Source organism: Bacteriovorax sp. As-1 (genome assembly GCF_058446905.1).
Genome location: NZ_CP184341.1, coordinates 2,362,358 through 2,387,486 on the forward strand (window position 1 = coordinate 2,362,358; position 25,129 = coordinate 2,387,486).

The window sequence follows — 25,129 nt, forward strand, 5'->3', positions numbered from 1 at the left end:
ATTTTTATCCTATATGTTGACCCTGATCCGGCTCAGGGTAAAATTATAATGGGCAAGAGTGCCCAGGGTCTCTCAAACTTTGCAAGGATTGCAATTTCATGAAAAAGCTAGCCAATATTCTCGAAAGCAAAAGAAGTATCGCCGGCCTTTGCCTTCTGGCAGGACTGATCTTCACAACATATAGAATTCAGGAAAATTCGGGACAGATCAAACGTTTAACAAACTTTGAAAGTGGAATTCAGACGTGTTTTACGCGTGTGAACCAAACATATACTGCTAACCTTCTAGGTGACACAGGATCAAGTTACTTAACACAGAATTTCCAAAATCTAACAGAAGAATGTTTAGCGGAAGGAATTTTGACTGTTGAAAATTCTTTTTCAAAAGAGCTTGCAGGAGCAGCAAAACAACTTTCTAATCTTGCTTCAAATGTTCACTGGTTCCATGAAGATATCCTTGCTCCTAATGGAGCGAAGTCGATGGCCGGTAGTGGTGAATCGAGAGATGTAGGAACTCGTTTTGAAAAAATCGAAACAACTAAAGATGAGATCCTTGAGTCGACAAACTTATTTAAAGCAGAAATTACAAATTCTTTAAACCAGCAGAAAAATATTTTCTATGTTTCAGCGACTCTTTTAGTTATTCTAATGTTAGCTGAATACATGAGTCTTACTCGCCGACGTCTTTCAAACAATGCACGTGAAAAAGAAGCGCAGGCTGAACTTCTGGATAACGGAGGGGCAACCAGCGTAAAAGTAGGAGAGATTATCCGCGTAGCTTTAGAGCAAAACGACCTGATCAATTGCTCGAAGCTTTTTGCTAATTTCCACGCTTACACGACACTGGAAAAAGGAAAAAACAAGATGTCGCTTGAAACACTTGTCACTCCAATGACAAAAGCAGTGGCCTCTACTTCAGTAAAAAATATTGACCAGATTTGGGAAGATGATTCGATTGGAGTTTCTGCTGATAACACTATGAATACGCAACTTAATGATATTAACCTGGAGCAATTGAGCTCTTCTGTTGTAGACCTTTTAACTGAAAAACTTTTCTCTCAAGGTGTACAGATCGATATCAACATTCCTGAGAACCTGATGATCAAAGGGCGCCAGGAAGATATGGAGCAGACTCTTTATCACCTGTTTGCTTATGCGATCAATTCAACTCAATCAGAAAACGGCGAAAAGAACATTTCTGTTTTTGCTCATAAACTAGGTGACGTCGTTGCTTTTGACCTGATCCATTCAGGGGCAGGCTTCGATGAAGCGATCTTAAAGCAGAGATCGGGATTAAGTGATGGAAATGGAAACCTTGACCTTGATCTACAAATTTGTCAGTCACTTCTAAGTGAAATCCAGGCAAAAGTTCAACTAGACAATAAGATGGACCAAAACGGAAACGTGGTTGGTGGACGAGTGAAAATCATCTTTAAAGCGGGAGCGTCTGCTCAAATCGCTTCATCTGCTCAAGGAAAACTTGTTGACCTTAAAGTGGGAAGTAAAAAAGAAATTCTTGCGGGATTCGCTGCTGGAAACGGCCAGATCAACTAACGACTAACTTCAGTTCTTAAAATGCCAGCGATCAGCTCTTCTGTATCTTTCAGAAGGGCGATCTTGGTAGATTTCAAATCTTCAAATTTATTTGTCGCAATTTCCAGGTCGTGAGAGCTTGGGATTCTTAGATTTAAAAGAATGTCAGCAATCTTAATTCCAACTGCACCTTGAAGGATGAACTTAATAAAGTGGATCATCGGCGCATTGGCGTGAAGGTGAATAATGTCCTTATCCTGGAATTTGAAAATCAGGATAGTTGAATCGTCTGTCGTCTTGATATGCAGAGAAGACAGAGGAAGTTGAAGGTCCTGGTTGCTCTTAATTTTGTATTCAACGTACACATCGTCGTTCTTTGGATAAATGGCGTATGTTTTAAGTTTCACCAACTCGCTTGAAATCAGCGAGTTTCCGAAGTTAAAGCTTTGAGGCTTACCATCTTCCAGTTCTTCAACCAGTGACTTCATTTGCAGTTTAAAGTGCGACAGAAGACTTAAGAGGTGCCAAGGGTACTCAGCAGCTTCGCGCGCTAGCTGGCCTTTTAAAACTTCAAATCTTTGCTTTAAATCAAGCGGGTGAAGATTCTTGATCTCGCGTGCTTCAAGATCCAGAAGACTGAAGGAATGCTTTGTTTTTTCCGGCATGAAGTGCGCTTTTGCAAAGAAGCTTGGAACAAGGAGTGATCTTAGTTTTGCTTTTAATTTCGTCGGTCCATCAGAGAGCTGAAGTTGAATGATCTGGTGACCAAGCATCGAAGAGAAGTATTCTCTGAAGACGTTCAGGTTAATGGCCGGGTGTTTTGGCGTCAGACCAAAGTAATGGTAGAAGGCCGTCCCGTATTGCTCTAACTTTCCACGGTAAGCATCAATCGGTGTTAACTCGATTCTGATGTCCATTGGGTCATTTTGGTTTACGATCAGAAGAAGAGGGAATTGTTTTTCCGGTCCAAATTTCAGGCCTAGAAGTTCACTTGAAAGGCTTCTTTTCCCTTGAGTGAAGTCCTCATGAACAATCGGCTCAATAGCAAAAAATGTATCAAGCGATGTTGAACTCTTCGTCAGGTTTTTAAAGAAGCTTGGGTGAGGAAGGTGCCCTGATTCTTTGCTCGATACAGAAGATACAAGTTTTCCACCGATGATTGCGTCCTGGTGGAACTCAAAGAAAATATCTTTTTCAACTTCGCTGACAAAAATCGGCGTCGTGATTGGGTTTTTGTGCTTAATAAAACTTTGTAGCTCTTCAACCAGTTTGTTGAACTTGTTAAAGCGAGTCAGGTTTCCTTTAAATTCAAATGAAAGACAAGACTCTTTTGTTTTGCGGCTGACTTCGAATAAATGCTTGTTGGCCAGAGGCTCTGCAGTTCTTCTCGTCAGGATATAAGCGAAATGAGCGATTTCACCTTTTCCTTTAAGCTCTTCCATATTGATCGCAGCTTCAACTTTAAAATCTTTTAAAAGCTGTTCTACGCGGTCACTATGGCTTGGAACGAAAAGTTTCTGGTTCGTAAAGACATACACCATCGCATCTTTTTTCAGCATCGCTTTTTGAGCAAGGATTTGCTGAACCAGGAAGTGATGTGGGTTCGTCTTTGGAAGCTCAGTTAAATTTAAAACGATGCGGTTATAAAGTGTATCGCCGCTTGGAAGCTCGCCCAGGTTAAAGAATGAAGCCTGGCCCAGGCCATCGACTGGATCCTGCTTGTATTTCTCGCGCATGATCTTACAGATGAAAGGGACAATCTCATATCTGTGTTCGGCGGCAATTCTTGTCAGGAAGCTAAGGAATTGAAGCTCCTGGCAGATTTTAAGGAACTGGCCATCGATAAATTCAGAGCCTTCAAACTCCGGACAAATCAGGTTGTTCCATTGAGAAATTTTTACGTTTGTCTCCTGAGCAAGCCAGTGAGACAGTGCCATTGAAGAGACGTGATTACCCACAAAACGAGTGTTGATCGTTTTAGGAAGGATGCACACTTTTTCGCCTGCAAATGTTTTCTTTTTGGTTTCTGGTTTTAACCACGTCGGGAACTTGATTAAAAGTTCGTTAACTAAAAGACCAAATGTTAAGTGAGATAGTGAGTGAGAGTAATTTCTGATTGAGTAGATCTTATCGTCTTTTGGAGTCGAGATCAATTTAATCAGCTCTGTCAGCGTCACGTTTTCAAAAGCGTCTTTTAGTTTTAGCAGCGAGTCTTTGTACTCCAGAGTCGGGCGGTACCAGCTGTACTGGTTGATCTGAAGTGAGTCGCAAAGAAGTTCAGTCGAACTGTCTTTTACAAAGATCTTTCCTAAGAAAGAAAGTGGGTTCATCAATACGTCTTCAGTTACAACTAATCTTTGTTCCTTAGCAAGATCCATGATGAACTTGATTCGGAAAAGATAAATAGCAACAGCTCTGAAGCAGTGAACTTTTAAAAAGTCGTCGATGTGTTTTTTTAGGGGGGAAGACTCGTCTTGAAAGTGCAGCCAGAAATCCTGGTGCTGTCCAAGAAGAGATTTGTCTAATTTAGCGTATTCAGCAAAATGCATGAATTCGTTATACGTCTGAAGCTTCATCGACTTGTTGATCGAGCACGATTTTTTAAATAGTGCTTGAGCATCGATAGAAAGATTGCTTAGCGTGTTTTTGATAACGATGGCCGAAGCGGTGATAAGGCCTTCGCCCTTCCAGCCCGGGATAAAAAATTCAGAAGGATTAAATTGGGTAGACGACGCCGTCTCGTCATTTACTGACGACGTGAAGCTGTCTTTCATCCAAGACTGTTGTGGTCTACTGTTGTGATCCAACTTTTTAATCCTAAAAAATAACCAACCAATTCAATTTGTTTTTGGCATAAAATAGTGACAAACACCCCACGGGAAGTCATGGAAAAAGTGCAGTTTTTTTGGAGTTTTTTTTAATGGAACCTACCGAAAATACTGGGATATGAGAAACATCTAAAGATATTAATCCCTAAAGTCGATATGAAACCATGAAAGTCGCGTTAATTGCGTAGTTTCATTAGCGTTTATTTTGTTTTTACGAGGGGCGTCTATGGCCAGTGATATTTTTGATGATGTTGATGCAATCTTAGCAGAAGAAGAGGGTCTTGAAGAAGATAAAAACTTCAATGAGTCCGAACTTCAGGACATCATGTCTGAAATTGAAGACCTCGAAAAAGAATTTACGCAAGAAGAAAAGACCATGAGTCTGCAAGACAAGATCGAAGCAGAGCTTGCGATGGAAATGGAGATGGGCGCGTTTGAAGAAACGGCACCAGAAGCTTCAGTTGTTGAATCTGTAGAAACTGAAACTGTAGAAGTTGAAGCAGTGACAGAAAATGTTGCGCCAACTGCACAAGTTTTATCATTTGAAAAACCAGCAACACCAGCACCTGTGGCGACAACGACGACGACAACTTCGACGTCTGGTGTGTCTTTCCAGGCGCAAGGTTCAATGGCCCTTAACCTTGATTTCAAAGTCGGTGAAGAGAGCGCAAAACTTACGATTGACCCAGTAAAAGGATTAGTTGTGACAGTTTCCGGAGTGGAACTTTGTATCAGCGAAGATTCTGGCTGTACGGTTTCGATGGAAAATGGAATGAAGTTCACAATTCCTTTGTCGTCACAAAAAAATTCGCATACAAAGAAAGCAGCTTAACTCTAAAAAAATCTTAAAGTGGAGATGCTTTTTTGAGCCTAAAAATCCTGGGCGGTTTTGCCCGCGGACAAGTTCTTGCTGTACCTAAAGGCGATTTAATCAGACCAACTTCTGTCATGCTCAGACGTAGAATTTACGATTTCTATCAAGACATGGATGGTGTGACGTTTGTCGATCTTTGTGCAGGGTCAGGAGCGATGGGCTTTGAGGCATGGTCGAGAGGGGCCTTTCGCATTTATCTTAACGAAGTTAACCGTCACGTTCTGAAAATTCTCGAAGAAAACCGTGAAAATTTACTGGTTCGAAATCATCATAAAAAAAATGGAGAGATTGTTTGCACGCATTTTCCAGCGGAAAAACTCATTAAACAATTTAGAAATGACTATGAAAAACTCACTGACGCTCAAAAAGAAGAAACGGTGATTTTTCTCGATCCGCCTTATTCAGAAAAAAATATTTATATCGACGTCATCAAATTCCTGCAGGCAGAACCATGGTTTTTTGGTCAACTTTGGGTGGAGTCAGATCCTAAAAAAGGAATTCCCAAAGAGGCCCTGAGTGATATGGGACTCAAAGCAGAGAAGATCTACGAGCAGGGCGACAGCTATATCTTTGTCACGAATTTTCCCCAACTTCCTTAAAATATGCTCTAATTAAATAGTACTCATTAAGACAAAAGATTTGTCGAAGGATTTGCTATGGAACTTAGTTCGCGTGTAAAAGGCATGGCCGAAAGTGTGACCTTGAAGCTTAACTCAAAGGCAGTGGAGCTTTCTGAAAAAGGGCAACAAGTCTACAACCTGACTGCGGGACAACTTCCTTTTAGACCTCCTCAAGACTTTATCGATGCTATCAGAAGTGAACTAGATTTTTTAAAATCATACCAATACTCGCCAATTGGCGGATTTGTCGATCTTAGACAAAAAATTATTCAGCACATTGAAGAGACCAGAGGAATTAATTTTTCTGCTGACGTTTTAGATGGTGTTGATTTTGACTGCGTGATTTCTAACGGTGCAAAACATTCGATCTCAAATATCCTGGGAGCTTTAATTAACCCGGGTGATGAAGTGATTATCATTTCTCCTTACTGGATTTCCTACCCTGAAATGATCAAGTTCTGCCGTGGAGTTCCGGTTGAAGTCAAGTCGTCGATCTTCGATGTTTTCACTCCGCCACTTACAGAAATCAGGAAGGCCATTTCAGTAAAAACCAAGGCCATTATAATCAACAGTCCCAATAATCCGGCCGGTGTGCATTACTCGGATGAGTGGATGAGTGAGTTTGCCAAGCTTTTACTCGAGCATCCAGGAATCGCGGTTATTAGTGATGAAATTTATTTCGAAGTTTGTTACTACGATCCGAAACCAACCTATTTTTACCAGAAGAAACCTGAACTTTTAAAGCGTACAATTATTGTCGATGGTATTTCAAAGGCCTTCGCTTCAACAGGTCTTCGCATTGGTTATTGTGTGGCCCCAAAAAATATTTGCAAGGGGATTGAGAATCTTCAAGGACAGTTAACCAGCAGTGCAAACTCTCTGGTGCAAAGAGCGATGATGAATTACAACTTCGCCAACTCGGCCCAGTTTTTAACTCCGGTTAAAAATCACCTGCGCGATAATGCGACGATTATCAGAGAGAAATTAAGAGAAAATGATTTGATGAAGTGCTGGTATCAGCCAGTTTCTGCTTTTTATTTTATGATCGATTTCACCCAGACTCCGGTCTTTAAAAAATACCAAAAGGACAAAACGGACACCACGGATTACGCCATCCAAATTTGCGAAGATATGCTTAATAATTTGGGAGTGGTGATCGTTCCTGGAACTGATTTTGGGATGAGCAATTCCGCCCGAATAAGTCTGGTACTACATAAAGAAGTGTTTTCTGAGGCCATCGAGAAAATCGTTAAATTCCTGCACGGATAAGAGCGACAAAAATTGCCCCTGATATCATCTTATACCTCAAAAAGGCATAATTTTAGGTAGGGGAATTTTACCATGCTCAAATCTCTCGTTAAAAACTCACTTTTCATTCTTGCCTGCACGCTTTTTGTGGCGTGTGGAAAAAGCACGGAAGAGGAAGTGAAGGACGCTGTTTTAAGTGCCAACATTCTTCTTTCAAGAAAAGAGTGTCAGCCGGCCATTGATCTTTTGGAAGGGATGGGAAGACAAAACAAAAATGCTTATTACCTGAAGGCCTTATCGAGTGCTTATGCCTGTCGAGCAGGTTATTCGACGATCACTTTTTTTGCTGACGATATTTCTAAAACGGCTTCGCCGGCCCCACTGGGAGGAATGACTCGTTATTCAACTTCACAAATCACCGCAACATCTCCTTTAACCGATGACGCTCGTTTCAGAGACTTGCAGACAGCGATAGATATTCTTTTTTATGCGGGCGGAATTTCTTCAAGTACAGAACCTAAATCTTCAGAAAGGTTAAAATATTTCTCAGTAAATCAGGCCGGTGATATCAACACTCAACTCGCTTTCATGATTCTTGCCCAGACGGGAAAACTGATGAAGGTTTATTCCGATGCAGACACCAATGGAGTCAAAGGCGCTGGCAGTGGATCGAATAATTGTTTTACAGATTATACGGCTACGGATGCCTCAACTGTTCAAGCTTATCTGGGAATTGGAGAAACAGGCGCATGCACTTCAGCTAATTCGTCACATCCTCAACTTGCCCTTGGAGTAACTGACCGTAGAAAGAGATTGTGTGAAGGTGTCGTTCTTTTGAATGCTGTTTTGGATCTTTTACCCAGCATATTGGCAACGGCCAGTGGTGGTGATTTAGATTCAATTGCAAATATGACAGCTGATATTCAGGAGAAAAAAGATGAATTAGCCGCTATGGATTCGTCTTATGTACCAACGATGAATGTTTTAAGTCAGACTAATTGTGAAAATTCAACGGATATTACAGAGGTAACTCTATCCTCTTATTATGCGGTCTTTTTTGAGTCGTTGGTGAAATGAGGAAAAACTTTTTTAGTCTATTCATCGCCCTGATCTCGCTGAGCACTTTTGCCCAGGAAGTAGGTTATATCGGCAGAAGCCCGCGCGCTCAACTCATGGGTGACGCTTACACGGCCATTGCAGACGATGAATACACATTGTTTTATAACCCGGCCGCGCTTGGACGAAATAAGGGAGTGAGTTTTACTCCGCTTGCTTTTAATGTTGGCGGTACAAATATCATGGATGACCCGGATAAGTTTAAAGACTTTCCCAAGAGTGATCCGGCAGCTATCGCCAATAAAATTCTCAATTACCCGGTTTCTATCCAGGCCTCGACTTTTCCTGGGCTAAAAATGGCCACCTTTGGTTTTAACCTCTTTGCCAGTTCGAAAACCAATATGGTTTTAAGAAATGCGATTCATCCAATTCTCGATGTGGATTATCGCTATGACCGCGGCTTTATCGCTGGTTTTGCTTATAACATTGGAAGTGGAGCTTACTCATCACGAATTAATAAAAGATCTTCTAAAACCAAAATTAATACTGGAAAACGCCTCTCGATCGGGATCGCTGTTAAGCACGTCGGTCGCGAGGGGATGGCGGATCAGTACGATCTTTTCGGAACGACTCTCTTAAATAAGATTAACTCTGGAAACACCGATATCAACGATCTTAAAAAAGCTCTTGGCTATTCAAAAGGAAAGGCCTGGGGAGTGGATCTGGGAGCAGAGTACGCTTATTCGTCAGGGCGCAGCCTTTTTACGGCCGGCGTTTCTATTTTGGATGTCGGGACAACTCGTTTTACAAAAACAGAAGGGATTGGAGAAGTCCCTGACCAGGACATGACTGTTAATACGGGTGTGGCCTATAAGCAGGATTTCGGTCTTTTTGATTACACTTTATCTGCTGATATTCGTCCTCTGACGAGCACCATTGATATTTCACGCAAATTCCACTTTGGAACAGAACTCTCACTCCCGTTAGTTTCGCTCAATGCAGGCTGGAGTGAAGGCTATCTTTCTTATGGTGGGTCACTTAAGTTATGGCCAGTTAAACTCACTGCCGGATTCTACGGTATCGAAGTGGGTTCTAAATTCCGCGAACAGGAAGCTAAGAGATTCGTCGTCTATTTAAGTCTTTTCGACTTTTCTTTTGATATCTAATTCTCTACAATTTTTATCAAGAGACATCGAATAACCAATAAGGGAAATCCGACTATTTCGCTCTGTCTTTAATACACGGAGGTATTGTTGAAAAAGACTTTTGTCCTGGACACTAACATTCTTCTTTTTGACCCAAGCGCTTTTAGAAAATTCGGTAAGAACACAGTCTTTATTCCCCTCATTGTAATCGAAGAGATTGACCGTTTCAAAAAAGACCAAAACGAGAACGGACGAAACGCCAGAAATTTTTCACGCTTCATTGATGATTTAAGAACTCAAGGCTCACTTGCTGATGGTGTTGTGCTTGAAAGTGGTGGGACACTTGTTATTTCGGTTGACCTTTTTGTCGACAATAAGGCCCTTCCGATCGACGTTACATTAAACGACAACCTGATTCTCTCTTCTGCTTTAGCACTAAAGCAAAAAGGCGATGATGTTTTCCTGGTTACTAAAGATATTAACCTTCGCCTTAAAGCAGATATGCTGGGAATCAAGGCCGAAGATTACGGGCAAGTTGATGTAACTCTTGAAGAGCTTTATGCTGGTCAACGAGTTCATGAAATCTCTGGTGAAAGATTAAAAGAATATGAGGCTAACCGCTTTCTTGCTTTTGATGAAGAAGAGCAGATGGGTGTTTTCCCGAATGAATATTTCATCCTTCAAGAATTCCATAACCCAAGAAGAAGACTTCTGGGAAGATACCACGCAGGTAAAAAAGGAATCGTTCCTCTTATTTCTCTAAGAGAAGGAATTTGGGGAATCTACCCAAAAAACATCGAGCAGCAGTTTGCTCTTGATGCTCTATTAAACGACGAAGTGGCACTTGTCTCACTTGTTGGTAAGGCCGGAACTGGAAAGACACTTCTAGCTATCGCTGCAGGTTTAGAGAAGGCCATCGTTCAAGGGAAATACTCTCGTTTACTAGTTTCTCGTCCAATCCAACCGATGGGACGCGACCTTGGATTCTTACCAGGGGACGTAAACGAAAAACTTGCTCCTTGGATGCAGCCGATCTTCGACAACATGGATTTCCTTTTCAACCAAAATAGAAAACAGGCCGGAACTTCTTATGAAGAACTGATCAACCAGGGAATGTTACACGTTGAACCGTTAACTTATATCCGTGGTCGTTCAATTCCTGGTCAATACCTGATTGTCGATGAAGCACAGAACCTTTCTCCACACGAAGTTAAAACGATCGTTACGAGAGCAGGGGAAGGCACGAAAATCGTTTTAACAGGGGATCCTCAGCAGATCGACTCGCCGTACTTAGATGAGACTAATAACGGTCTTGCTTATGTAGTTGAGCGTTTAAAAACTGAAGAAATTATCGCGCACACAACTCTTAAAGTTGGTGAGAGATCTCCACTTTCAGAAGTGGCTTCAAAACTTTTATAGGTGATCGAGTAAAAAATGGCCGACCCTAGACTGCAGAGAAAATACCTACGTGCCCCATTAAAGTCGCAAGCTCTTTATGTCGACGATGAGCACGTTTTCAAAGCACGCATCTTAAACATTTCAGAAGGGGGAGTTCTTTTATCGGAACTCCCTCATATTCCCGAAATCAATTCACTTCCGATTGCTTTAAACGTTATTCAGTACCCCCGTTTTCACGGGATGCCGTTAGACGAATTAAAGCAACTTTCAGTCGAAGATTTCCCGCGCGTGATTCTAAAAACAAAAGTACGCATGGTGAGATCATTTGAAAATCAATCTAACGTTGACCGCGTTTTTATCAATTTCATTGGCTGTGAGTTTTATAATCCACCTGCAGATTTCAAGCTGACTATTTTCCAATACGTGGAAACGTTTGCAAAGAACACTGTTTATCTTTTGAGTTTGTTTGAGTCGCTTGGAAACAGGACTGAACAGCTGGAGACACTAAGAACAGTGGCGCATTTATTAGGGTATGACCGCCGAATGAAAATCCCTCTTTTAAGAGCGAAAGTCCTCCATGACTATCAGTCTCTCGAAAGTTTATAAAAAAATTATTTTGTAAGACCTAGCGACTCTACAGTGCGTAGTTCAGAGTAGGCCCATCCAGAAACAATCACACGTACAGTTGTCGCGTTCAGAATACCTGTTACTGTTGCTAATAGTCCGTTTGAAAGATAAACAGAGTCCTTAACACAAACATTGCGGCTGGCACACCCTGAAACCCTACTTAGAACTCCACCTTCGCGGATTTCAGAGTAAGACCAGCCTCTGTTAAAAACAAAAAGCTTATTGTCTTTTCTAATACCGGTGATTGTCACAGCATAACCAGAGTTATCAATCACACTTTGGCCTACACAGAATTTTTCATTATTACAGCCCTCTTTTTTTCCAAGAGTGACCGAAGTTCTACTTTCAGAGTATGACCATCCAGACTTGTAAACCAGGATTTCTTTATTTTTCTTTACTCCTGTAATGACAGCATCGTAGCCACCGTCCAGAATTTTCTCACCAACGCAATAGCCATCAACACATCCATTCAGGTAGGCAATGGCAGATGTTGTCGTCGTAACAATTTCTCCGCTTGATTTTTTAACCATAATAGAGCCATCAGCACGGACAGCAACGATTGAGGCAGGGTAACCCCCAACTAAAACAGTGTCTCTAATTTTTAGGTTGTCATCAATTCTTGTTTCTGTTGACGTTGATCCCACCGGGCTTGAGTCTGTATTTTCAGTAGAACGCTCTTCTTTTCGAATCCCAAGCTCCATTCCTACAGTGACTTTTTTCATCTGGCGGATAAGAGCGATAGACTCAGTATCGCGCATTTTTCTTACCGGGAAGAATTTTAAATTATTATTGATTTTTACAATCTGAGGAGCAAACGACTTATTGTTTAAGTCGCGGTAAAGATCCCATTGTAAAAATTCAAGGGCAGTTCTTTGAATATTGTATTGAGCAGAGGCGTCGAAGATTGAATTATTAAGATTTGTCAGGAAGTTGAAGTACTCAACAGTCTGTCTCAGGATTCTGAATTGAGCATCGATACTGCCGATAGCGTCCATTTCCACTTCTTTAGACAGGATATCGTTAACTGCCAGTCCGCGGTTAAGAATGTATCTCATAAAAAGTTCAGAGTTTTTTGAACCGCTGTCTTGAACGACTTGCTTAATTGATTGTAGAAGTCTTTCCACTTTCAGTGACATTGGACTGCTGTCTAAGTCGTTGAGTGCATCTGTTAAAAATAGTTTTGAGTCCTTTGCCCATGGTAGAAGCTCTGCAATTTGATCCGGTGAAAGCACTCTTTGAGTTCCTTCATCCAGGATGGCCGGCTTTGTGATAACAGGAAGTGTGATTTCTTCTGCTGCTTTCAGGTTTTGCCCTAACAGTAGAGCAGTCATTATCATAGGAATTACAAATTTTGTTAGTTTCATAGTTATCTCCATTTCCACCAAAATAGATTAAAGCTGGATGGACTTCAATCAAGGCATGTGACTGCTGTATTTTTTCTGTCATACAATAGTCAGCACGTGAGTTTATTAATTTCCTGATTATGACCTATTTAGGGTGCAGGCTGTTTGAGTTCGGAAAAAGAGGATAAGGGTGTAAAAAGATTGAATAGAGATTGGAGTGTCAGGAGGTAGTAAGTGTTGGAATTGATAGAGAGGTTAAAATTGAAATTCTCTTCTCTTGGGCCATCTCAAGAGAAGAGAATTCTCACGCTAGTGAAGCTTGTTTTCGATCTGTTTTTTAAGGTCTTTTACAGAGTCTGCTAAATGTTTTGATTCTTTTTCCAGACGATTTGTGAATTCATTCATCATCACGCGCGTTTTTGAAAAAAGGTCATCCATTTCTTCGCTTCTCTTCAACTGATCCATCAGGCTGTCTGATTCGTTCATAAGATCATTGAAGCTTAAAACTTTAAGATAATCAGAGAAGTTTCCTTCTCTCTTGTGCGTTTTCCACTGATCTAGACTGACTAGATTCTCACCGTCGATATTCATTTTCCTGTCCCCAAAAGATTTTGAGCGTTTTAAGGCACTAAACACGAATTTTCAAATTTATTGTGAGGGGGATGTAATTAATTCAAGTGGAGATAAATAAAAAGTAGAGAAAAAGGGCGGGTTTTGGATCCCCGCCCTATGAAAATATTACTTTAGCGTAGCGAAATACTCTTGAGATCCCTTTGGATCTGCCTTCATAGTCTTTGAACCTTTAGTCCAACCAGCAGGGCAAACTTCACCGTGCTTAGCTGTGTATTGGTAAGCTTCTACAGTACGCAGAACTTCTTCAACATTACGTCCAACTGACAGGTTGTTTACTGTGCATGTTTGGATAACGTTTTTATCGTCAATAACGAAAACCCCGCGAAGAGCTACAGCGTCGTCAGCGAGAACGTCGTAATCGCGTGCAATCGTCTTTGTAAGGTCAGATAGCAGAGGGTGGGCCATCTTACCAAGGCCACCTTTGTTGCGCTCAATTTGAGTCCAAGCAAGGTGTGAGAAAGCAGAGTCTACTGAACATCCGATAACTTCACAGTTTAGTTCTTTGAATCTTGCAAGGTTGTCTTCGAAAGCTGTGATTTCAGTTGGGCAAACGAATGTGAAATCTAGTGGGTAGAAGTAAAGAACTTTCCACTTACCTGCAAAATCTTTGTGAAGAGAAAGTTTTTTGATTTCGCCATTAGCAACAGCATCTGCAGTGAAATCCGGAGCAATTTTTCCAACTAATCTAGACATGTGAGCCTCCATAAAAAATAGTTAGGTTGGTGGTAATAAAAAAATATAGGCTAACTTTAAATGGATAAAGCTCAGAGATCAAGGCTAAAAAACCTGACAAAAACCAAAAATAACGCACACTTATGCCTTGTTCTTTTTTGCTTTAAGAGTAAGCTAAATAGTTAAAGATTTAAGGCCTTCGAGCCGATAAAGAGACGAAATGTATTAAACGAATCAACTTCTTATGGAGAGAAAGATGGATCCAAAAGCCTATATCCCTAACCCAATTGTTATCGAACAAACAGCGAGAGGGGAGAGACAATACGATATTTATTCAAGACTTCTTCTGGATCGTATTGTGTTTTTAGGGACAGAAGTTAACGATACAGTAGCAAACCTACTGATTGCCCAAATGCTTTTCCTAGAGCAATCTGATGCAGACGCTCCAATTCACTTCTACATCAACAGTCCAGGGGGATCGGTTTACGCTGGTCTTGGGATTTACGACATTATGCAACATATTTCTTGCCCAGTGTACACATACTGCGTGGGGATGGCGGCATCAATGGGTTCACTTCTTTTAACTGCGGGAGCAGCGGGGTTCAGACACTCAATGCCACACTCGCGCATCATGATTCACCAACCATTGGGTGGAGCTCGTGGACAGGCCTCTGATATTCAGATTCAGGCCAATGAGATTCAGGACCTGAAAAAACAACTTAACGGGATCTATGTTCGTCACTCAAGCGCTGGTATGACTATGGAGCGTATTGAAAAAGAAACTGACCGTGATAATTATCTAAACCCAACAAAAGCAATTGAGCTTGGGTTAATCGACGTTGTTATTGATAAGAGCGGAAGAAAACTTAAAAAGTAATTAATAAATTATAAGGTCAGTGGATTTAGAGAAAGGAAATCAAAATGACAAAAGAAAAAGCGAATTTCGGTAGTGCTCTTCACTGTAACTTCTGTGGAAAGTCACAAAAAGAAGTTAAGAAACTGATTGCTGGTCCTGGATGTTATATCTGTGATGAGTGTATCGAGCTTTGTAACGATATTATCTTTGAAGACTCACAAAAAAATAATGCTAAGGCCGTTGTAGATAACGTTCCTAAGCCTCACGAGATTAAAGCTCACTTAGATAACTATGTTATCGGACAAGATAGAGCGAAGAAAATTATCTCGGTTGCCGTTCACAACCACTACAAGAGAATTGCTCACAAGTCGGGCGACACTCGTAAAGGTGATGTTGTTGAACTAGCTAAATCAAACATTCTTCTAGCGGGTCCAACAGGATCTGGTAAGACGTTAATCGCCCAGTCTCTGGCGAAATTTTTGAACGTTCCATTTGCTATAGCTGATGCAACTTCATTAACAGAAGCAGGGTACGTAGGGGAAGACGTTGAAAACATCATCCTAAACCTTCTGCAGAACTGTGACTTCGATGTTGAGCGCGCTCAACGCGGAATCGTGTATATCGACGAGATCGATAAGATCGCTCGTAAGTCTGAAAACCCATCAATCACTCGCGACGTTTCGGGTGAAGGTGTTCAGCAGGCACTTCTAAAAATCGTTGAAGGAACAATTGCTTCTGTTCCACCAAAAGGTGGACGTAAGCACCCTCAACAAGAGTTCATTCAAGTTGATACAAAGAATATTCTTTTCATTTGTGCTGGAGCTTTCGTAGGTCTGGACAAGATTATCGAAAAGCGTATGACAAAAAGACCAATGGGTCTAATGGCAGAAAAACAAGAGGCTGAGCAATCAATGATTGAAAAGCTTGGAGGGATCGAGCCTGAGGATTTAACAAAATTCGGTCTTATTCCAGAGTTCATCGGACGTCTTCCGGTAAACGCTATGCTGACTGAACTTGATGAAGCAGCACTTGTTTCGATTTTAACAGAGCCGAAAAATGCTCTTACAAAACAATACGCAAAGCTTTTTGAATACGAAGGAATCGAACTTGAGTTCGAACCAGATGCTCTTAAAGAAGTTGCTCGCCAGGCACTAGAGAGAAGAACAGGGGCCCGCGGTCTTCGCGCGATCCTTGAGCAGTCAATGCTTGACGTAATGTATGATGTGCCGGCAAACGAAAAGGTTTGTAAGGTCATCGTAACAGTAGACTCGGTTTCTGGAAAAGGATCTCCAAAAGTAGTGGAAGGTCCAAGAAAAGTTCCAGCACCTGCTACAGGAACAGCGACAGTCGCTACGAAAAAAACGGTAGAGTCGGCTTAATTTCCTGACAAATTCCTAATAATGAAGGCCACCTAAACGGTGGCCTTTTTTATTTTGAAAGTTTTGAAACGACTTCAGTCTCAAGTACCAGCATTTGTTCATCGGTTAGGATTAGGACTGAGTCGATATTTCGCCTGTGAAGTGTATACAGAGGAGAGAGTTCGCTGTTAAAAATTTTCTTGGCTTCGACCAGGTCATTTTTATCCAGGGCCTTAAGAAAGCTGTTTTTTTGGATGTTAAAAAAGACTGACATATTTCCAGAAACGAAGGCATCTTTTAATTTTTTGTCATCCAGGTTTTTTTTCCAATAGTCAAAACGGGCCGTATAGGCCTTTTCCAATTCTACGCTTCTTTTCTTTAGCCCTTCAAATTCTTTTCCCGGACTGCCATTTCTTTCGACTTTATAAATCATCTCCAGATCATTGAGATAAGACTCAATAACAAAGGCCGGAGGAGGAAGGATATCTGAGATTAAGTCTTTTAAAAGGAGAATCTTTGTATAAGCTTCACTCTTAATCATTTTATCTTTTGGATTTTTGGATTTGAGCGTTTCTTTTTCCAGTTCTTCAATATCTTTGCGGGCCAGCTGAACGGCATCTTCGACAATTGTCTTATGCATGTTGTAGGAGCTGCTTATTTCACCTAAGATAACTTTGGCCTCGCGGACATTGCCTTTTAGAAGCAGGGGAATGAACTTTTTTTCAGCAATGGAGTAGAAGTTCTTTGCTTCCTGAGCGGAGTGAACAACGATCAGCTCTTTTAAGCGCGATTCAGGCAAATCCTGTTTCCAGATTTTTATTCTCTCAAAGTAGCCTTCGATTTCATCTCTGCCGCTAATGCCTTCTTTTAGCATCCTAAGCTCTTCGATCATGCTTTTGATTTTTCTCAGTTCGAGAGGATCAATCTTTTTGTCCTTCATCGCCATTTCTGTTTCATTTAAGAGTAGAAGGGTCGTGAGATAGGACTCAATAATAAAGGCCGGCGGAGGCATGATGTCGGCAATGAGATCTTTCGTATGGATGATTTTTCTGTAATAAGCTCCACCAATCTGCAGTTCTTTTTTGGGAGCTGCCAGGGCCAGTGAGCTTAATGTTAGAAGGCAAAGAGCAATCAGGGTTTTCACACGGTCTCCATTATCTTGTGTAGGTATCGAAAATTCTGCGAAAGCTTTTATTGCGCCTAAGTTGACTAAGGCCGGCTTCGAAATCTTTTTTTATTTATTCATCCTTAAAGGCCACGGAGAATTTCACTTCTTCTGGGATGATGACATAGTAGCTGATATCGATTGAAGTGTCATAAGCCGATGAAAGTATTTTTTTATAATGGTTAAAGGTCACCTTATTGGTGATGCTAACGTCAAAGCGGTTAAGCCATAACATTTTATTCTGCGACTCGCTGGTGACGGGCTCAGTATAGTTGAAAGCAGAGGAGCCATCGGCCTTTGGTGTATAAAGTCTGCGGTATTCATCACCACAGTATTTCCTGGCAAAAGGCCAGGCTCCGACACTGTACTTATGCTGGTCATTGATTTTCTCCAGATGGACTTCTTTGCTGAGTTTGGCCACAGCGTAGTACTTCATTTGCAAATAGTCGCTAGAGTAGAAAAGATTGGGTCTTTGTTCTAAAACACCTGCGGCAATATCAAAGGGCATTTTATTACTGATCATCTCCAGACGTTTGGCAGGAAGAGTGGAGAAGAGCGGATAGTGCCAGGTTCATTTCAAATTCCTCATGGATTGCAATGATAAGAGGCCAATTGCCTAATAAAAATTTAACTGAAGAGATGTTAGTTTTATAGGTGATGAGAGGTCAAAAATATTCGCTTGCTAAAAAGAGATCTAATCTTGCCTTTAGGTTCTTTTATTCAGATCGAGATGGTGTTTTTTTCACACTAAAAATAGGAAAAAATCTAAAAAATAATCCGAAAGATTCACTCGGATATAGGTGCATTTTTGCACCTATCCTGCTGAATTTTTTTCAACTTACACTTCCTTACAAAGTGCCCCTATGAATGTTCCTTGGAAATACTGAGAGTTAGGTATTGGTGACACGAAATACCCTATAAAATTTTTCCCCCATAATGGGAGTTTGTTTAAGAAAAAAAGCAATTTATACCATTTCTTTTATTTTGCAAAAGAATCGAATTTCGTGTCATGATTTTATTAGACCCTCCCAAATCCTACTAGGAACTCAGGAAGTGAGCCTAGGGAGTAGGGAGAAGTAACAAATAGTGCAGGAGGTACTATGTCGCAAGGTTGGTCAGAGTCTAAAAAGTTCCCGTTATTACCGCTAAGGGACATGATTATTTTCCCACACATGGTAGTACCTCTCTTCGTTGGAAGAGAAAAATCAATCTCTGCTCTTGAAGAAGCACAAAGAAACAACAATGAAATCTTTCTTGTCACACAGAAAGACGCTAGTGTTTTAAACCCAGACCGCGAAGATATTTATGAAGTGGGTGTGGTGGTAAACATTATTCAAATGCTTCGTCTTCCAGACAATACAGTAAAAGTGTTGATTGAAGGGAAGTACCGTGCACGCATCAAAAAATTTGAATCAGGTAGCGAAGGCTACTTTGCTGAAGTCGAGAAATGCGTATCAGAAACAAAAGACCCAGTTACTCTTGAAGCAACCATCAGAAGCATCAAAGGAATCTTTGAACAGTATGTGAAGCTTAATAAGAGAATTCCGCCTGAACTTCTGATGAGCATTTCTTCGATTACGGATCCTTCTCGTTTAGCTGATATCATGGTTGCTCACTTAACTATGAAAATCGCTGAGAAGCAAGAAATCCTTGAAGCTGTTGAAGTAGGAAGAAGATTAGAACTTCTACTTGAAAAGATGCAAGGTGAAATTGAAATCATCAACGTTGAAAGACGTATAAGAACTCGCGTAAAAACTCAGATGGAAAAGTCTCAAAAAGAGTACTACCTGAACGAGCAAATGAATGCGATTCAAAAAGAGCTTGGGCAAAAAGACGATGGTAAGACTGATATCCAGGAAATGGAAGAGAAGCTTGCTGCTAAGAAAATGCCAGAAGAAGCTCGTGAAAAAACAGCTAAAGAACTCAAGAAACTTAAGTCTATGTCTCCAATGTCAGCTGAATCAGCTGTTGTTAGAAACTATGTAGACTGGATGCTTTCACTTCCATGGGATGAGTACACTACAGATAACAACTCTGTTGCGAGAGCAAAAGAGATCTTAGACGACCACCACTACGGAATGAAGGATGTTAAGGAAAGAATTGTAGAGTACCTAGCGGTTCGTTCACTTCTTAAAGAAGAGGGTAAAGGAACAATCCTATGTCTTTCAGGTCCTCCGGGAGTTGGTAAGACGTCAATCGCGAAGTCTCTTGCTGAGTCTTTAGGAAGATCATTCCAACGTATCGCCCTTGGTGGAGTTCGTGATGAATCTGAAATCCGCGGACACAGAAGAACATACGTAGGAGCTATGCCAGGGAAGATCATGATGGCCATGAAAAAGGCCGGAACATCAAATCCTCTGATCCTATTAGATGAGATCGATAAAATGTCATCTGATATGCGTGGCGATCCTTCAGCTGCAATGCTTGAAGTACTAGACCCAGAACAAAACAAGAATTTCGCTGACCACTATATCGAAGTTGAATACGACCTATCGAAAGTTATGTTCGTTATGACAGCTAACGATCTAGGGAAGATCCCAGGTCCGTTAAGAGACCGTATGGAAATCATCCACCTTTCTGGTTACACTCCACAAGAGAAACTGGAAATCGGGAAGCGCTACCTTCTGAAAAAAGCTGTTAAAGCTAATGGGTTAACAGAGCACGAAGTTCAAATTGGTGATTCATGTATGATTGACATCGTACGTGGATGGTCAAAAGAAGCTGGTGTTCGTGAGTTCGAAAGACTGGTTAACACTGTTGTAAGAAAAATCGCTACTGAAGTTGTAACTAAAGAAGTACCGGCAGGGAAGAAATTCAATGTCACTTCGAAACAACTTTCTAAATATCTTGGGCCGAGAAGATTCGACAACACAGATATTGAGGCGGGAGCACAAGTTGGACTGGTAAACGGTCTGGCATGGACTTCGGTTGGTGGTGAGCTACTTCACATTGAAGTTGTGACAGTAGAAGGAAATGGAAAAATCCAGATTACTGGTAAACTTGGCGAAGTAATGCAAGAGTCGGCTAAGGCAGCTCTTTCTTACGTGAGAGCAATCTCGCCAAAACTTGGAATCAGTGCTGAGTGGTATACAAAGAACGATATCCATATCCACGTACCAGAAGGGGCGACTCCAAAAGACGGTCCATCTGCGGGTGTGACGATGGTAACAGCTCTGACTTCAGCTATCACTGGAATTGCAGTTCACCAGAACGTAGCAATGACTGGAGAGGTAACGATCAGAGGACGTGTTCTTCCAATCGGTGGATTAAAAGAAAAACTTCTTGCTGCTAAACATGCAGGTGTGAAGACGGTTATTATCCCAGCTAGAAACGTAAAAGATCTTGCTGAGGTACCTGAAGAAATCCAGGCTGGCCTTGACATCCATCCATGTGAGCACGTAGATCAAGTTCTAAAAGTAGCTCTTGATCTTACGAATCCAGAGAAATTCCTACAGGCCGTTACACCAAGTCTTACTGTGGTGGAAGGGGCAAGAGGAATGGAAGTTGCCAATTAATATAGCCATCTAAAAATTATTTAATTGAAACTAATTTTCAATAGAAAGAGCCCCGTAAGGGGCTTTTTTTATTCCAAAAGTCCGGTCCATGCTACTATGGATACATGACCCAGATACTCCTTCTTACTGAAGACCAAAAAGTTAATAGTATAATTAAAAGCGGCCTGTTCGAAAAATATGGCACCGAAGTGCTTGTGCGCAATGGAGTGAGTGAAGCCATCTCCATGCTCAATATTCTTCCTGCGATTGAAATGATCGTTTGCCGCGATATACTCGCTCCAAGAATCTTTGATTATCTCATCAAGAACAAAGACAATTTTGAAAGTGATGTTAAGGTCGTGGTGCTTGGAGAATTAGAAAGCAATTATCCTCACGTTTCTTTTATTCCCAATAAGGCAAGCTTTCAGAAAGTCATTGCTCATTTGGGATTTGTGCTGGGAAAAGAAAATTCTCCACAGAGCTTTGAAGTGGAGCAGCCACTGGCCCCTGCGCCACCGTCGCCGGTGTTGACGCCGATTCCTGCTCCTATGGATGTCCAGGAAGAAAATCCGGAAAACGAAGAAGACAATAGCGATAAAACGACCGTCTTTAGGTCACCTCTTCTGGAAAAAAAACCTCCCACATTAAAAAAGACCGGCGACCCTACAGGCTCTCCCGTTTATATTGCCATCAGTATGAAATACTTCCTGACTCTTCCAGAGACAAAAATGGATTTCAATTTATACTCGAGGGTCAAAAGAGGTGAAGGCTTTGAGTACAACGTGAAGATTGCCAGCGGAGCTAAAATCGCCCGTGCAGATCTTGATCGCATGCTGGTGCGTGGAGGAAAAGAACTTTACGTTGCCCAGGAAGATTATAAAAAGGCGAATGAACTTTTAAGTGGATTTTTTCTCGATCGTTTTAAGCGCGTCTCAAGCATTCAAGTGAGGATGCAGTTAAACTCTGATAGTTATGAAATTTTGCTGGATGTTTTTAAAAACGGCACCCTTGATAAGTACAATGTGGAAATCATCAAAGAAGTTTTGAAGTCGATGGACTTTCTTCTGAAGTCTCCTAATCCTCTGGAAGCTTTTTTAGTTGGATTTAAAAATACAAAACTCTCTTATGGGTACGCTCATAGTTATATGGGATGCCTTTTACTTTTTGCGGTCATGGGAAAATTCTCATGGAGCCAAGATCAGACCAGAAATAAGATTCTCTACCTGGCCCTCTTCCACGACCTTTCTTTAAATAGTGACCGTTTGATTAAGGCCCACCATTCATCAGCAGAAAGAGCAAAACTTTCAGAAGACGATCTGGCCGTTGTTAATGGGCACGCCGATGCCGCAGCTGCCATTCTTGAGACGATTATCAAATCTTCCAAAGAAGTTCCTTCTATTGTCCGAGAACACCATGGAATGAGGAATGGACGTGGTTTTCCAGAATCTTTGAGCCTGGGGATTTCGCCTTTAACGATGTCATATATTGTGATTGAAGATTTCGTTACACGTTTTATGGAAAAGGCGGAGAAAGAAGAAGTGACAAAAGAGATGATGGTGGCAATTTCAGAAGAATTAAAAAATAAGTATGTGAAGCTGACCTATGCCGATGTGGCGGAAGAGTTACAAAAGTTCTTAAAAGACCGGTGATTTCTCACCGGTCCATTAATCATGAATTAAAGAGAAACTGTACAAGCGGCGTATGTGCTTGCATCGTTTCCTCTGTGGTCCAGAAGAATTTGAGAAATAAAGAATTCTACCTGGTTCTTATCGTTTCCTCTTACGTTAAGGATTTTTGATCCACCTTGAAGGTAACGAGGGAAGCTAAGTTTTTGAGAAGCAGAGATTTCACCAGTTACAGCGTCAACGTTGTAGTTAGTGTATGAGTTTAGAAGCGAGAAGTAGTCGCTCTTGTTGTTTTTGTCTTGGATTGCGATTGTAACTGAGTCAGTTGAAGTTGTTACACTTACAGTACATTTCTCAGCGCCGTTTTTACCTTGGTAAGTTCCAGAAGCGATAAGGTTAGAAACTGCTTCAGTTGCAGTATTTGCAAAAGCAGAAGCTGAAAGAACAAGTGTCATAGCAAGGACGAAAGATTTCATAATAACTCCTATTTGATGGGCCAGTGGATTGACCCCTTCGTAACTTTGGAGCTGTGATTTACCGCAGAAAAAAGGGGGTGGCAACCTTTGTGTCCATCTTGTAAAAACAACACAGTTAAGAAGGGACTTGGCCAAAAAGCTCTAAAAATTAACAGATTTTCACTTTTTTAAATTGACAGAAGAAAGTGGTTTGACTATCTTCTTATCCACTCGACGAATTCAAATGGGCGTTTAGCTCAGCTGGGAGAGCGCTACCCTTACAAGGTAGATGTCGGGGGTTCGAACCCCTCAACGCCCACCATTTTTATTCTTCTTTTAATCCCGTTTATTCATCTTTTAAGATTTCATCCCTTTTAGGGACTCTTCTTCACATTCAAAACAGCTGCATGTTAATTCCATGCAAACTTCAACCTGGAATTCATATGAAAATGCTTCTGCCTTTGATTCTTATGACCTCGATGAACCTTCATGCCAATGAGATTAAATTCATCTCGTGCTCCGACAACCAAGAACAGTATAATGCCTTCTTTAAGATTAAGAATGATAAGGTTCTTTCTTATGCTTTTAACGATTATGTTGGATGGAGTGAAGAAATTGAAGTGACACCAAAAGACATTGTCAATGGTGAGCTTTGGATTCAGTGGGGAGAGTTTATGGACACCAATTACGGTTTTGTTGTCACCATAAAAAAAGACCTTCTGAGTGGCTGGAAGGCACTCAATTGGACTAGTGGAAACGACTCTGACAATTATGAAGCAGTCGTTAATGATCTACCTGTTGCCTGCCACCTCTTAAAGCACAGGCCATCTAATGTTAATATTGACTCCCTCAATATCGAACGCAGCCTTTAATTATCTGACTACAACTCTTGGTGTTTATGACCTAAGCACCAAGAGACTTAATTTTTAAAAAAATCCTAGTAATAAATTCCACATAGATAGACAATAAGCTATGTCTAAAAAGTTTTTTTGCTTTGATCTTTGCCTTGAGTGCAACAGTTTCAGTAAATGCTGAAGAGGATACTTCTTATAAAAATGCTATCGTGGCAGAGTTTCTTTTTGCAGAAGGAAACTATGATATTAGCGGCCCGGGGATTGATTATAAGTTCAGCTCAGACTTTGTTTCCCGTTTTAAATTTTCTTACCTGAGACGTCTTAATGAAAGATTCGTTCTTTTTGGAACGTTCTCGACTTATGAAATCACCGTCCTCAATACGACTGATAATTCTAACCGTCGAAGCAAGATGGGAGGTTATGAAGTTGGGACGAGATATTACATTTCCCAGAGATGGTCAGCGACAGTGAGTGCTGAAAGTAAAAAGGAAATCTACTTTGAGAGTAGGTTTTATCCTGCCATCAGGGGAACAGAAAATGGGTACTTCTTATACCATTAACAGCAACTTCAATTATTTCTTCCCAAAGGTCAGAGCAAGTTTTGGGGTAGGTTATGAGGCCCGCAATCAGAAGTACAAAACCATCAAGCTGACAGAAAGCGGATTACAGTTTGCTTTCGGTGCAGGCTATAGCTTCTAGACTCCTACAATATTTTTCTTAATCAGGCGGATGGCCATCGCTAGAAGAATAGTCCCAAAGAACTTTCTTAAGATAATACTTCCGCTGACGCCGATTTTTTTATCGATGAAATCCGAAGACTTTAAAACGAAATAAACAAAAATCAGGTTAAAGAAAACACCCAGAATGATGTTAATTCTCTGGTATTCAGCATTGAGTGAGATCAGAGTCGTCATAGACCCCGCTCCTGCGATCAATGGGAAGGCCAGGGGCACGATAGGAGAGGTGTAGGCTAGTTGTGGGTCGTGTTTAAAGATCTCGATGTTTAAAACCATTTCCAGACCTAGAAAGAACATGATCAGACCACCGGCCACTGCAAAAGACTCAACGTCTACGCCAAAAAGGTGAAGAATTGATTCTCCGATAAATAAGAAAGCATATAAAAGAACACCGGAAACAATGGTGATCTTGAAAGCATTAAGCACTTTGAATTTCTTTTTGATGTCGAGGATAAAAGGAATTGCTCCCAGAATATCAATGACTGAAAAGAGAATAAGTGTAACTGAAAAAAATTCTTTAAAATTTATTGAGTTCATATCTGTTGATCCTATCTCAATATCTGTAAAAAATACAATGCTGTTTTGAAAGCCAAACTTGTTTGATAAACC

Annotated in this window: 23 protein-coding genes and 1 tRNA gene; 16 read left to right on the forward strand and 8 right to left on the reverse strand. The window is 41.0% G+C overall.

Going from position 1 to position 25,129, the window contains the following annotated elements; all coding sequences use genetic code 11:
• Positions 1–98 precede the first annotated feature (98 nt).
• A complete protein-coding gene (locus tag ACN20O_RS11835; RefSeq protein WP_491634135.1) occupies positions 99–1,553 on the forward strand; it encodes an ATP-binding protein in 1,455 nt (484 codons plus the stop codon).
• On the opposite strand, the gene ACN20O_RS11840 is transcribed toward ACN20O_RS11835, so the two are convergent.
• Positions 1,550–4,339, reverse strand: coding sequence for a hypothetical protein (locus ACN20O_RS11840; RefSeq protein WP_491634136.1), 2,790 nt, complete (start codon positions 4,337–4,339; stop codon positions 1,550–1,552). The genes ACN20O_RS11835 and ACN20O_RS11840 overlap by 4 nt on opposite strands.
• Before the next feature lie 247 nt (positions 4,340–4,586).
• Between ACN20O_RS11840 and ACN20O_RS11845 the strand changes: the two genes are divergently transcribed.
• From ACN20O_RS11845 to ACN20O_RS11875, 7 genes are all read left to right on the forward strand, one after another.
• On the forward strand, positions 4,587–5,192 hold the full coding sequence (locus tag ACN20O_RS11845; RefSeq protein ID WP_491634137.1) for a hypothetical protein: 606 nt from the start codon (positions 4,587–4,589) through the stop codon (positions 5,190–5,192).
• Between the two features lie 32 nt (positions 5,193–5,224).
• Positions 5,225–5,833 carry an RsmD family RNA methyltransferase gene (locus ACN20O_RS11850; protein ID WP_491634138.1) on the forward strand — a complete coding sequence of 203 codons (609 nt, stop codon included), beginning with the start codon at positions 5,225–5,227 and terminating at the stop codon, positions 5,831–5,833.
• Positions 5,834–5,890: 57 nt separating this feature from the next.
• Complete coding sequence (locus ACN20O_RS11855) at positions 5,891–7,123, forward strand: pyridoxal phosphate-dependent aminotransferase (protein WP_491634139.1); 1,233 nt, start codon at positions 5,891–5,893, stop codon at positions 7,121–7,123.
• Between the two features lie 72 nt (positions 7,124–7,195).
• Positions 7,196–8,179 (forward strand): hypothetical protein, encoded by a 984-nt coding sequence (locus tag ACN20O_RS11860; RefSeq protein WP_491634140.1) that lies wholly within the window; start codon positions 7,196–7,198, stop codon positions 8,177–8,179.
• Positions 8,176–9,324: a hypothetical protein gene (locus tag ACN20O_RS11865; protein ID WP_491634141.1), complete on the forward strand. Its 1,149-nt coding sequence runs from the start codon at positions 8,176–8,178 to the stop codon at positions 9,322–9,324. Before ACN20O_RS11860 ends, ACN20O_RS11865 begins: the two co-directional genes overlap by 4 nt.
• A gap of 87 nt (positions 9,325–9,411) precedes the next feature.
• Complete coding sequence (locus tag ACN20O_RS11870) at positions 9,412–10,722, forward strand: PhoH family protein (RefSeq protein WP_491634142.1); 1,311 nt, start codon at positions 9,412–9,414, stop codon at positions 10,720–10,722.
• A 15-nt stretch (positions 10,723–10,737) separates the two neighbouring features.
• On the forward strand, positions 10,738–11,307 hold the full coding sequence (locus tag ACN20O_RS11875) for a PilZ domain-containing protein (protein WP_491634143.1): 570 nt from the start codon (positions 10,738–10,740) through the stop codon (positions 11,305–11,307).
• A 5-nt stretch (positions 11,308–11,312) separates the two neighbouring features.
• Here the strand turns inward: ACN20O_RS11875 and ACN20O_RS11880 are convergent, their stop codons facing one another.
• The 3 genes from ACN20O_RS11880 to ACN20O_RS11890 form a co-directional block, all read right to left on the reverse strand.
• Positions 11,313–12,692: a hypothetical protein gene (locus tag ACN20O_RS11880; protein WP_491634144.1), complete on the reverse strand. Its 1,380-nt coding sequence runs from the start codon at positions 12,690–12,692 to the stop codon at positions 11,313–11,315.
• Positions 12,693–12,980: 288 nt separating this feature from the next.
• Positions 12,981–13,262, reverse strand: coding sequence for a hypothetical protein (locus ACN20O_RS11885; protein WP_491634145.1), 282 nt, complete (start codon positions 13,260–13,262; stop codon positions 12,981–12,983).
• A gap of 147 nt (positions 13,263–13,409) precedes the next feature.
• Complete coding sequence (locus ACN20O_RS11890) at positions 13,410–13,997, reverse strand: peroxiredoxin (protein WP_491634146.1); 588 nt, start codon at positions 13,995–13,997, stop codon at positions 13,410–13,412.
• Between the two features lie 235 nt (positions 13,998–14,232).
• Between ACN20O_RS11890 and ACN20O_RS11895 the strand changes: the two genes are divergently transcribed.
• Together ACN20O_RS11895 and clpX are read left to right on the forward strand one after the other, a co-directional pair.
• Positions 14,233–14,853, forward strand: coding sequence for an ATP-dependent Clp protease proteolytic subunit (locus ACN20O_RS11895; RefSeq protein WP_491634147.1), 621 nt, complete (start codon positions 14,233–14,235; stop codon positions 14,851–14,853).
• Positions 14,854–14,897: 44 nt separating this feature from the next.
• A complete protein-coding gene (gene clpX, locus ACN20O_RS11900; protein WP_491634148.1) occupies positions 14,898–16,211 on the forward strand; it encodes an ATP-dependent Clp protease ATP-binding subunit ClpX in 1,314 nt (437 codons plus the stop codon).
• Positions 16,212–16,260: 49 nt separating this feature from the next.
• On the opposite strand, the gene ACN20O_RS11905 is transcribed toward clpX, so the two are convergent.
• A complete protein-coding gene (locus ACN20O_RS11905) occupies positions 16,261–17,334 on the reverse strand; it encodes a hypothetical protein (RefSeq protein WP_491634149.1) in 1,074 nt (357 codons plus the stop codon).
• Positions 17,335–17,428: 94 nt separating this feature from the next.
• Complete coding sequence (locus tag ACN20O_RS11910) at positions 17,429–17,878, reverse strand: hypothetical protein (RefSeq protein ID WP_491634150.1); 450 nt, start codon at positions 17,876–17,878, stop codon at positions 17,429–17,431.
• A gap of 577 nt (positions 17,879–18,455) precedes the next feature.
• Here ACN20O_RS11910 and lon point away from each other — a divergent pair.
• On the forward strand, positions 18,456–20,870 hold the full coding sequence (gene lon, locus ACN20O_RS11915) for an endopeptidase La (RefSeq protein WP_491634151.1): 2,415 nt from the start codon (positions 18,456–18,458) through the stop codon (positions 20,868–20,870).
• A gap of 104 nt (positions 20,871–20,974) precedes the next feature.
• Positions 20,975–22,498, forward strand: coding sequence for an HD-GYP domain-containing protein (locus tag ACN20O_RS11920; RefSeq protein ID WP_491634152.1), 1,524 nt, complete (start codon positions 20,975–20,977; stop codon positions 22,496–22,498).
• A gap of 26 nt (positions 22,499–22,524) precedes the next feature.
• Here the strand turns inward: ACN20O_RS11920 and ACN20O_RS11925 are convergent, their stop codons facing one another.
• A complete protein-coding gene (locus ACN20O_RS11925; RefSeq protein WP_491634153.1) occupies positions 22,525–22,950 on the reverse strand; it encodes a hypothetical protein in 426 nt (141 codons plus the stop codon).
• A 225-nt stretch (positions 22,951–23,175) separates the two neighbouring features.
• On the opposite strand from ACN20O_RS11925, the gene ACN20O_RS11930 reads away from it, so the two are divergent.
• From ACN20O_RS11930 to ACN20O_RS11945, 4 genes are all read left to right on the forward strand, one after another.
• Positions 23,176–23,251 (forward strand) — tRNA-Val (locus ACN20O_RS11930).
• Positions 23,252–23,372: 121 nt separating this feature from the next.
• Positions 23,373–23,801, forward strand: coding sequence for a hypothetical protein (locus tag ACN20O_RS11935; protein ID WP_491634154.1), 429 nt, complete (start codon positions 23,373–23,375; stop codon positions 23,799–23,801).
• A 134-nt stretch (positions 23,802–23,935) separates the two neighbouring features.
• Entirely contained in the window at positions 23,936–24,343 is a 408-nt protein-coding gene (locus tag ACN20O_RS11940) for a hypothetical protein (RefSeq protein WP_491634155.1), read from the forward strand.
• Entirely contained in the window at positions 24,321–24,482 is a 162-nt protein-coding gene (locus ACN20O_RS11945) for a hypothetical protein (protein WP_491634156.1), read from the forward strand. Before ACN20O_RS11940 ends, ACN20O_RS11945 begins: the two co-directional genes overlap by 23 nt.
• On the opposite strand, the gene ACN20O_RS11950 is transcribed toward ACN20O_RS11945, so the two are convergent.
• Entirely contained in the window at positions 24,479–25,057 is a 579-nt protein-coding gene (locus ACN20O_RS11950; RefSeq protein WP_491634157.1) for a MarC family protein, read from the reverse strand. The two genes, ACN20O_RS11945 and ACN20O_RS11950, sit on opposite strands and share 4 nt — an antisense overlap.
• Positions 25,058–25,129 lie beyond the last annotated feature (72 nt).

What these genes read in the sequence shown, in the direction of transcription:
- ACN20O_RS11835 (WP_491634135.1), top strand. Translation starts at nt 99, where the DNA reads ATGAAAAAGCTAGCCAATATTCTCGAAAGCAAAAGAAGTATCGCCGGC.
- ACN20O_RS11845 (WP_491634137.1), top strand. Translation starts at nt 4,587, where the DNA reads ATGGCCAGTGATATTTTTGATGATGTTGATGCAATCTTAGCAGAAGAA.
- ACN20O_RS11855 (WP_491634139.1), top strand. Translation starts at nt 5,891, where the DNA reads ATGGAACTTAGTTCGCGTGTAAAAGGCATGGCCGAAAGTGTGACCTTG.
- ACN20O_RS11860 (WP_491634140.1), top strand. Translation starts at nt 7,196, where the DNA reads ATGCTCAAATCTCTCGTTAAAAACTCACTTTTCATTCTTGCCTGCACG.
- ACN20O_RS11865 (WP_491634141.1), top strand. Translation starts at nt 8,176, where the DNA reads ATGAGGAAAAACTTTTTTAGTCTATTCATCGCCCTGATCTCGCTGAGC.
- ACN20O_RS11875 (WP_491634143.1), top strand. Translation starts at nt 10,738, where the DNA reads ATGGCCGACCCTAGACTGCAGAGAAAATACCTACGTGCCCCATTAAAG.
- ACN20O_RS11880 (WP_491634144.1), bottom strand. Translation starts at nt 12,692, where the DNA reads ATGAAACTAACAAAATTTGTAATTCCTATGATAATGACTGCTCTACTG.
- ACN20O_RS11885 (WP_491634145.1), bottom strand. Translation starts at nt 13,262, where the DNA reads ATGAATATCGACGGTGAGAATCTAGTCAGTCTAGATCAGTGGAAAACG.
- ACN20O_RS11890 (WP_491634146.1), bottom strand. Translation starts at nt 13,997, where the DNA reads ATGTCTAGATTAGTTGGAAAAATTGCTCCGGATTTCACTGCAGATGCT.
- ACN20O_RS11895 (WP_491634147.1), top strand. Translation starts at nt 14,233, where the DNA reads ATGGATCCAAAAGCCTATATCCCTAACCCAATTGTTATCGAACAAACA.
- clpX (WP_491634148.1), top strand. Translation starts at nt 14,898, where the DNA reads ATGACAAAAGAAAAAGCGAATTTCGGTAGTGCTCTTCACTGTAACTTC.
- ACN20O_RS11910 (WP_491634150.1), bottom strand. Translation starts at nt 17,878, where the DNA reads ATGATCAGTAATAAAATGCCCTTTGATATTGCCGCAGGTGTTTTAGAA.
- lon (WP_491634151.1), top strand. Translation starts at nt 18,456, where the DNA reads ATGTCGCAAGGTTGGTCAGAGTCTAAAAAGTTCCCGTTATTACCGCTA.
- ACN20O_RS11920 (WP_491634152.1), top strand. Translation starts at nt 20,975, where the DNA reads ATGACCCAGATACTCCTTCTTACTGAAGACCAAAAAGTTAATAGTATA.
- ACN20O_RS11925 (WP_491634153.1), bottom strand. Translation starts at nt 22,950, where the DNA reads ATGAAATCTTTCGTCCTTGCTATGACACTTGTTCTTTCAGCTTCTGCT.
- ACN20O_RS11935 (WP_491634154.1), top strand. Translation starts at nt 23,373, where the DNA reads ATGAAAATGCTTCTGCCTTTGATTCTTATGACCTCGATGAACCTTCAT.
- ACN20O_RS11945 (WP_491634156.1), top strand. Translation starts at nt 24,321, where the DNA reads ATGGGTACTTCTTATACCATTAACAGCAACTTCAATTATTTCTTCCCA.
- ACN20O_RS11950 (WP_491634157.1), bottom strand. Translation starts at nt 25,057, where the DNA reads ATGAACTCAATAAATTTTAAAGAATTTTTTTCAGTTACACTTATTCTC.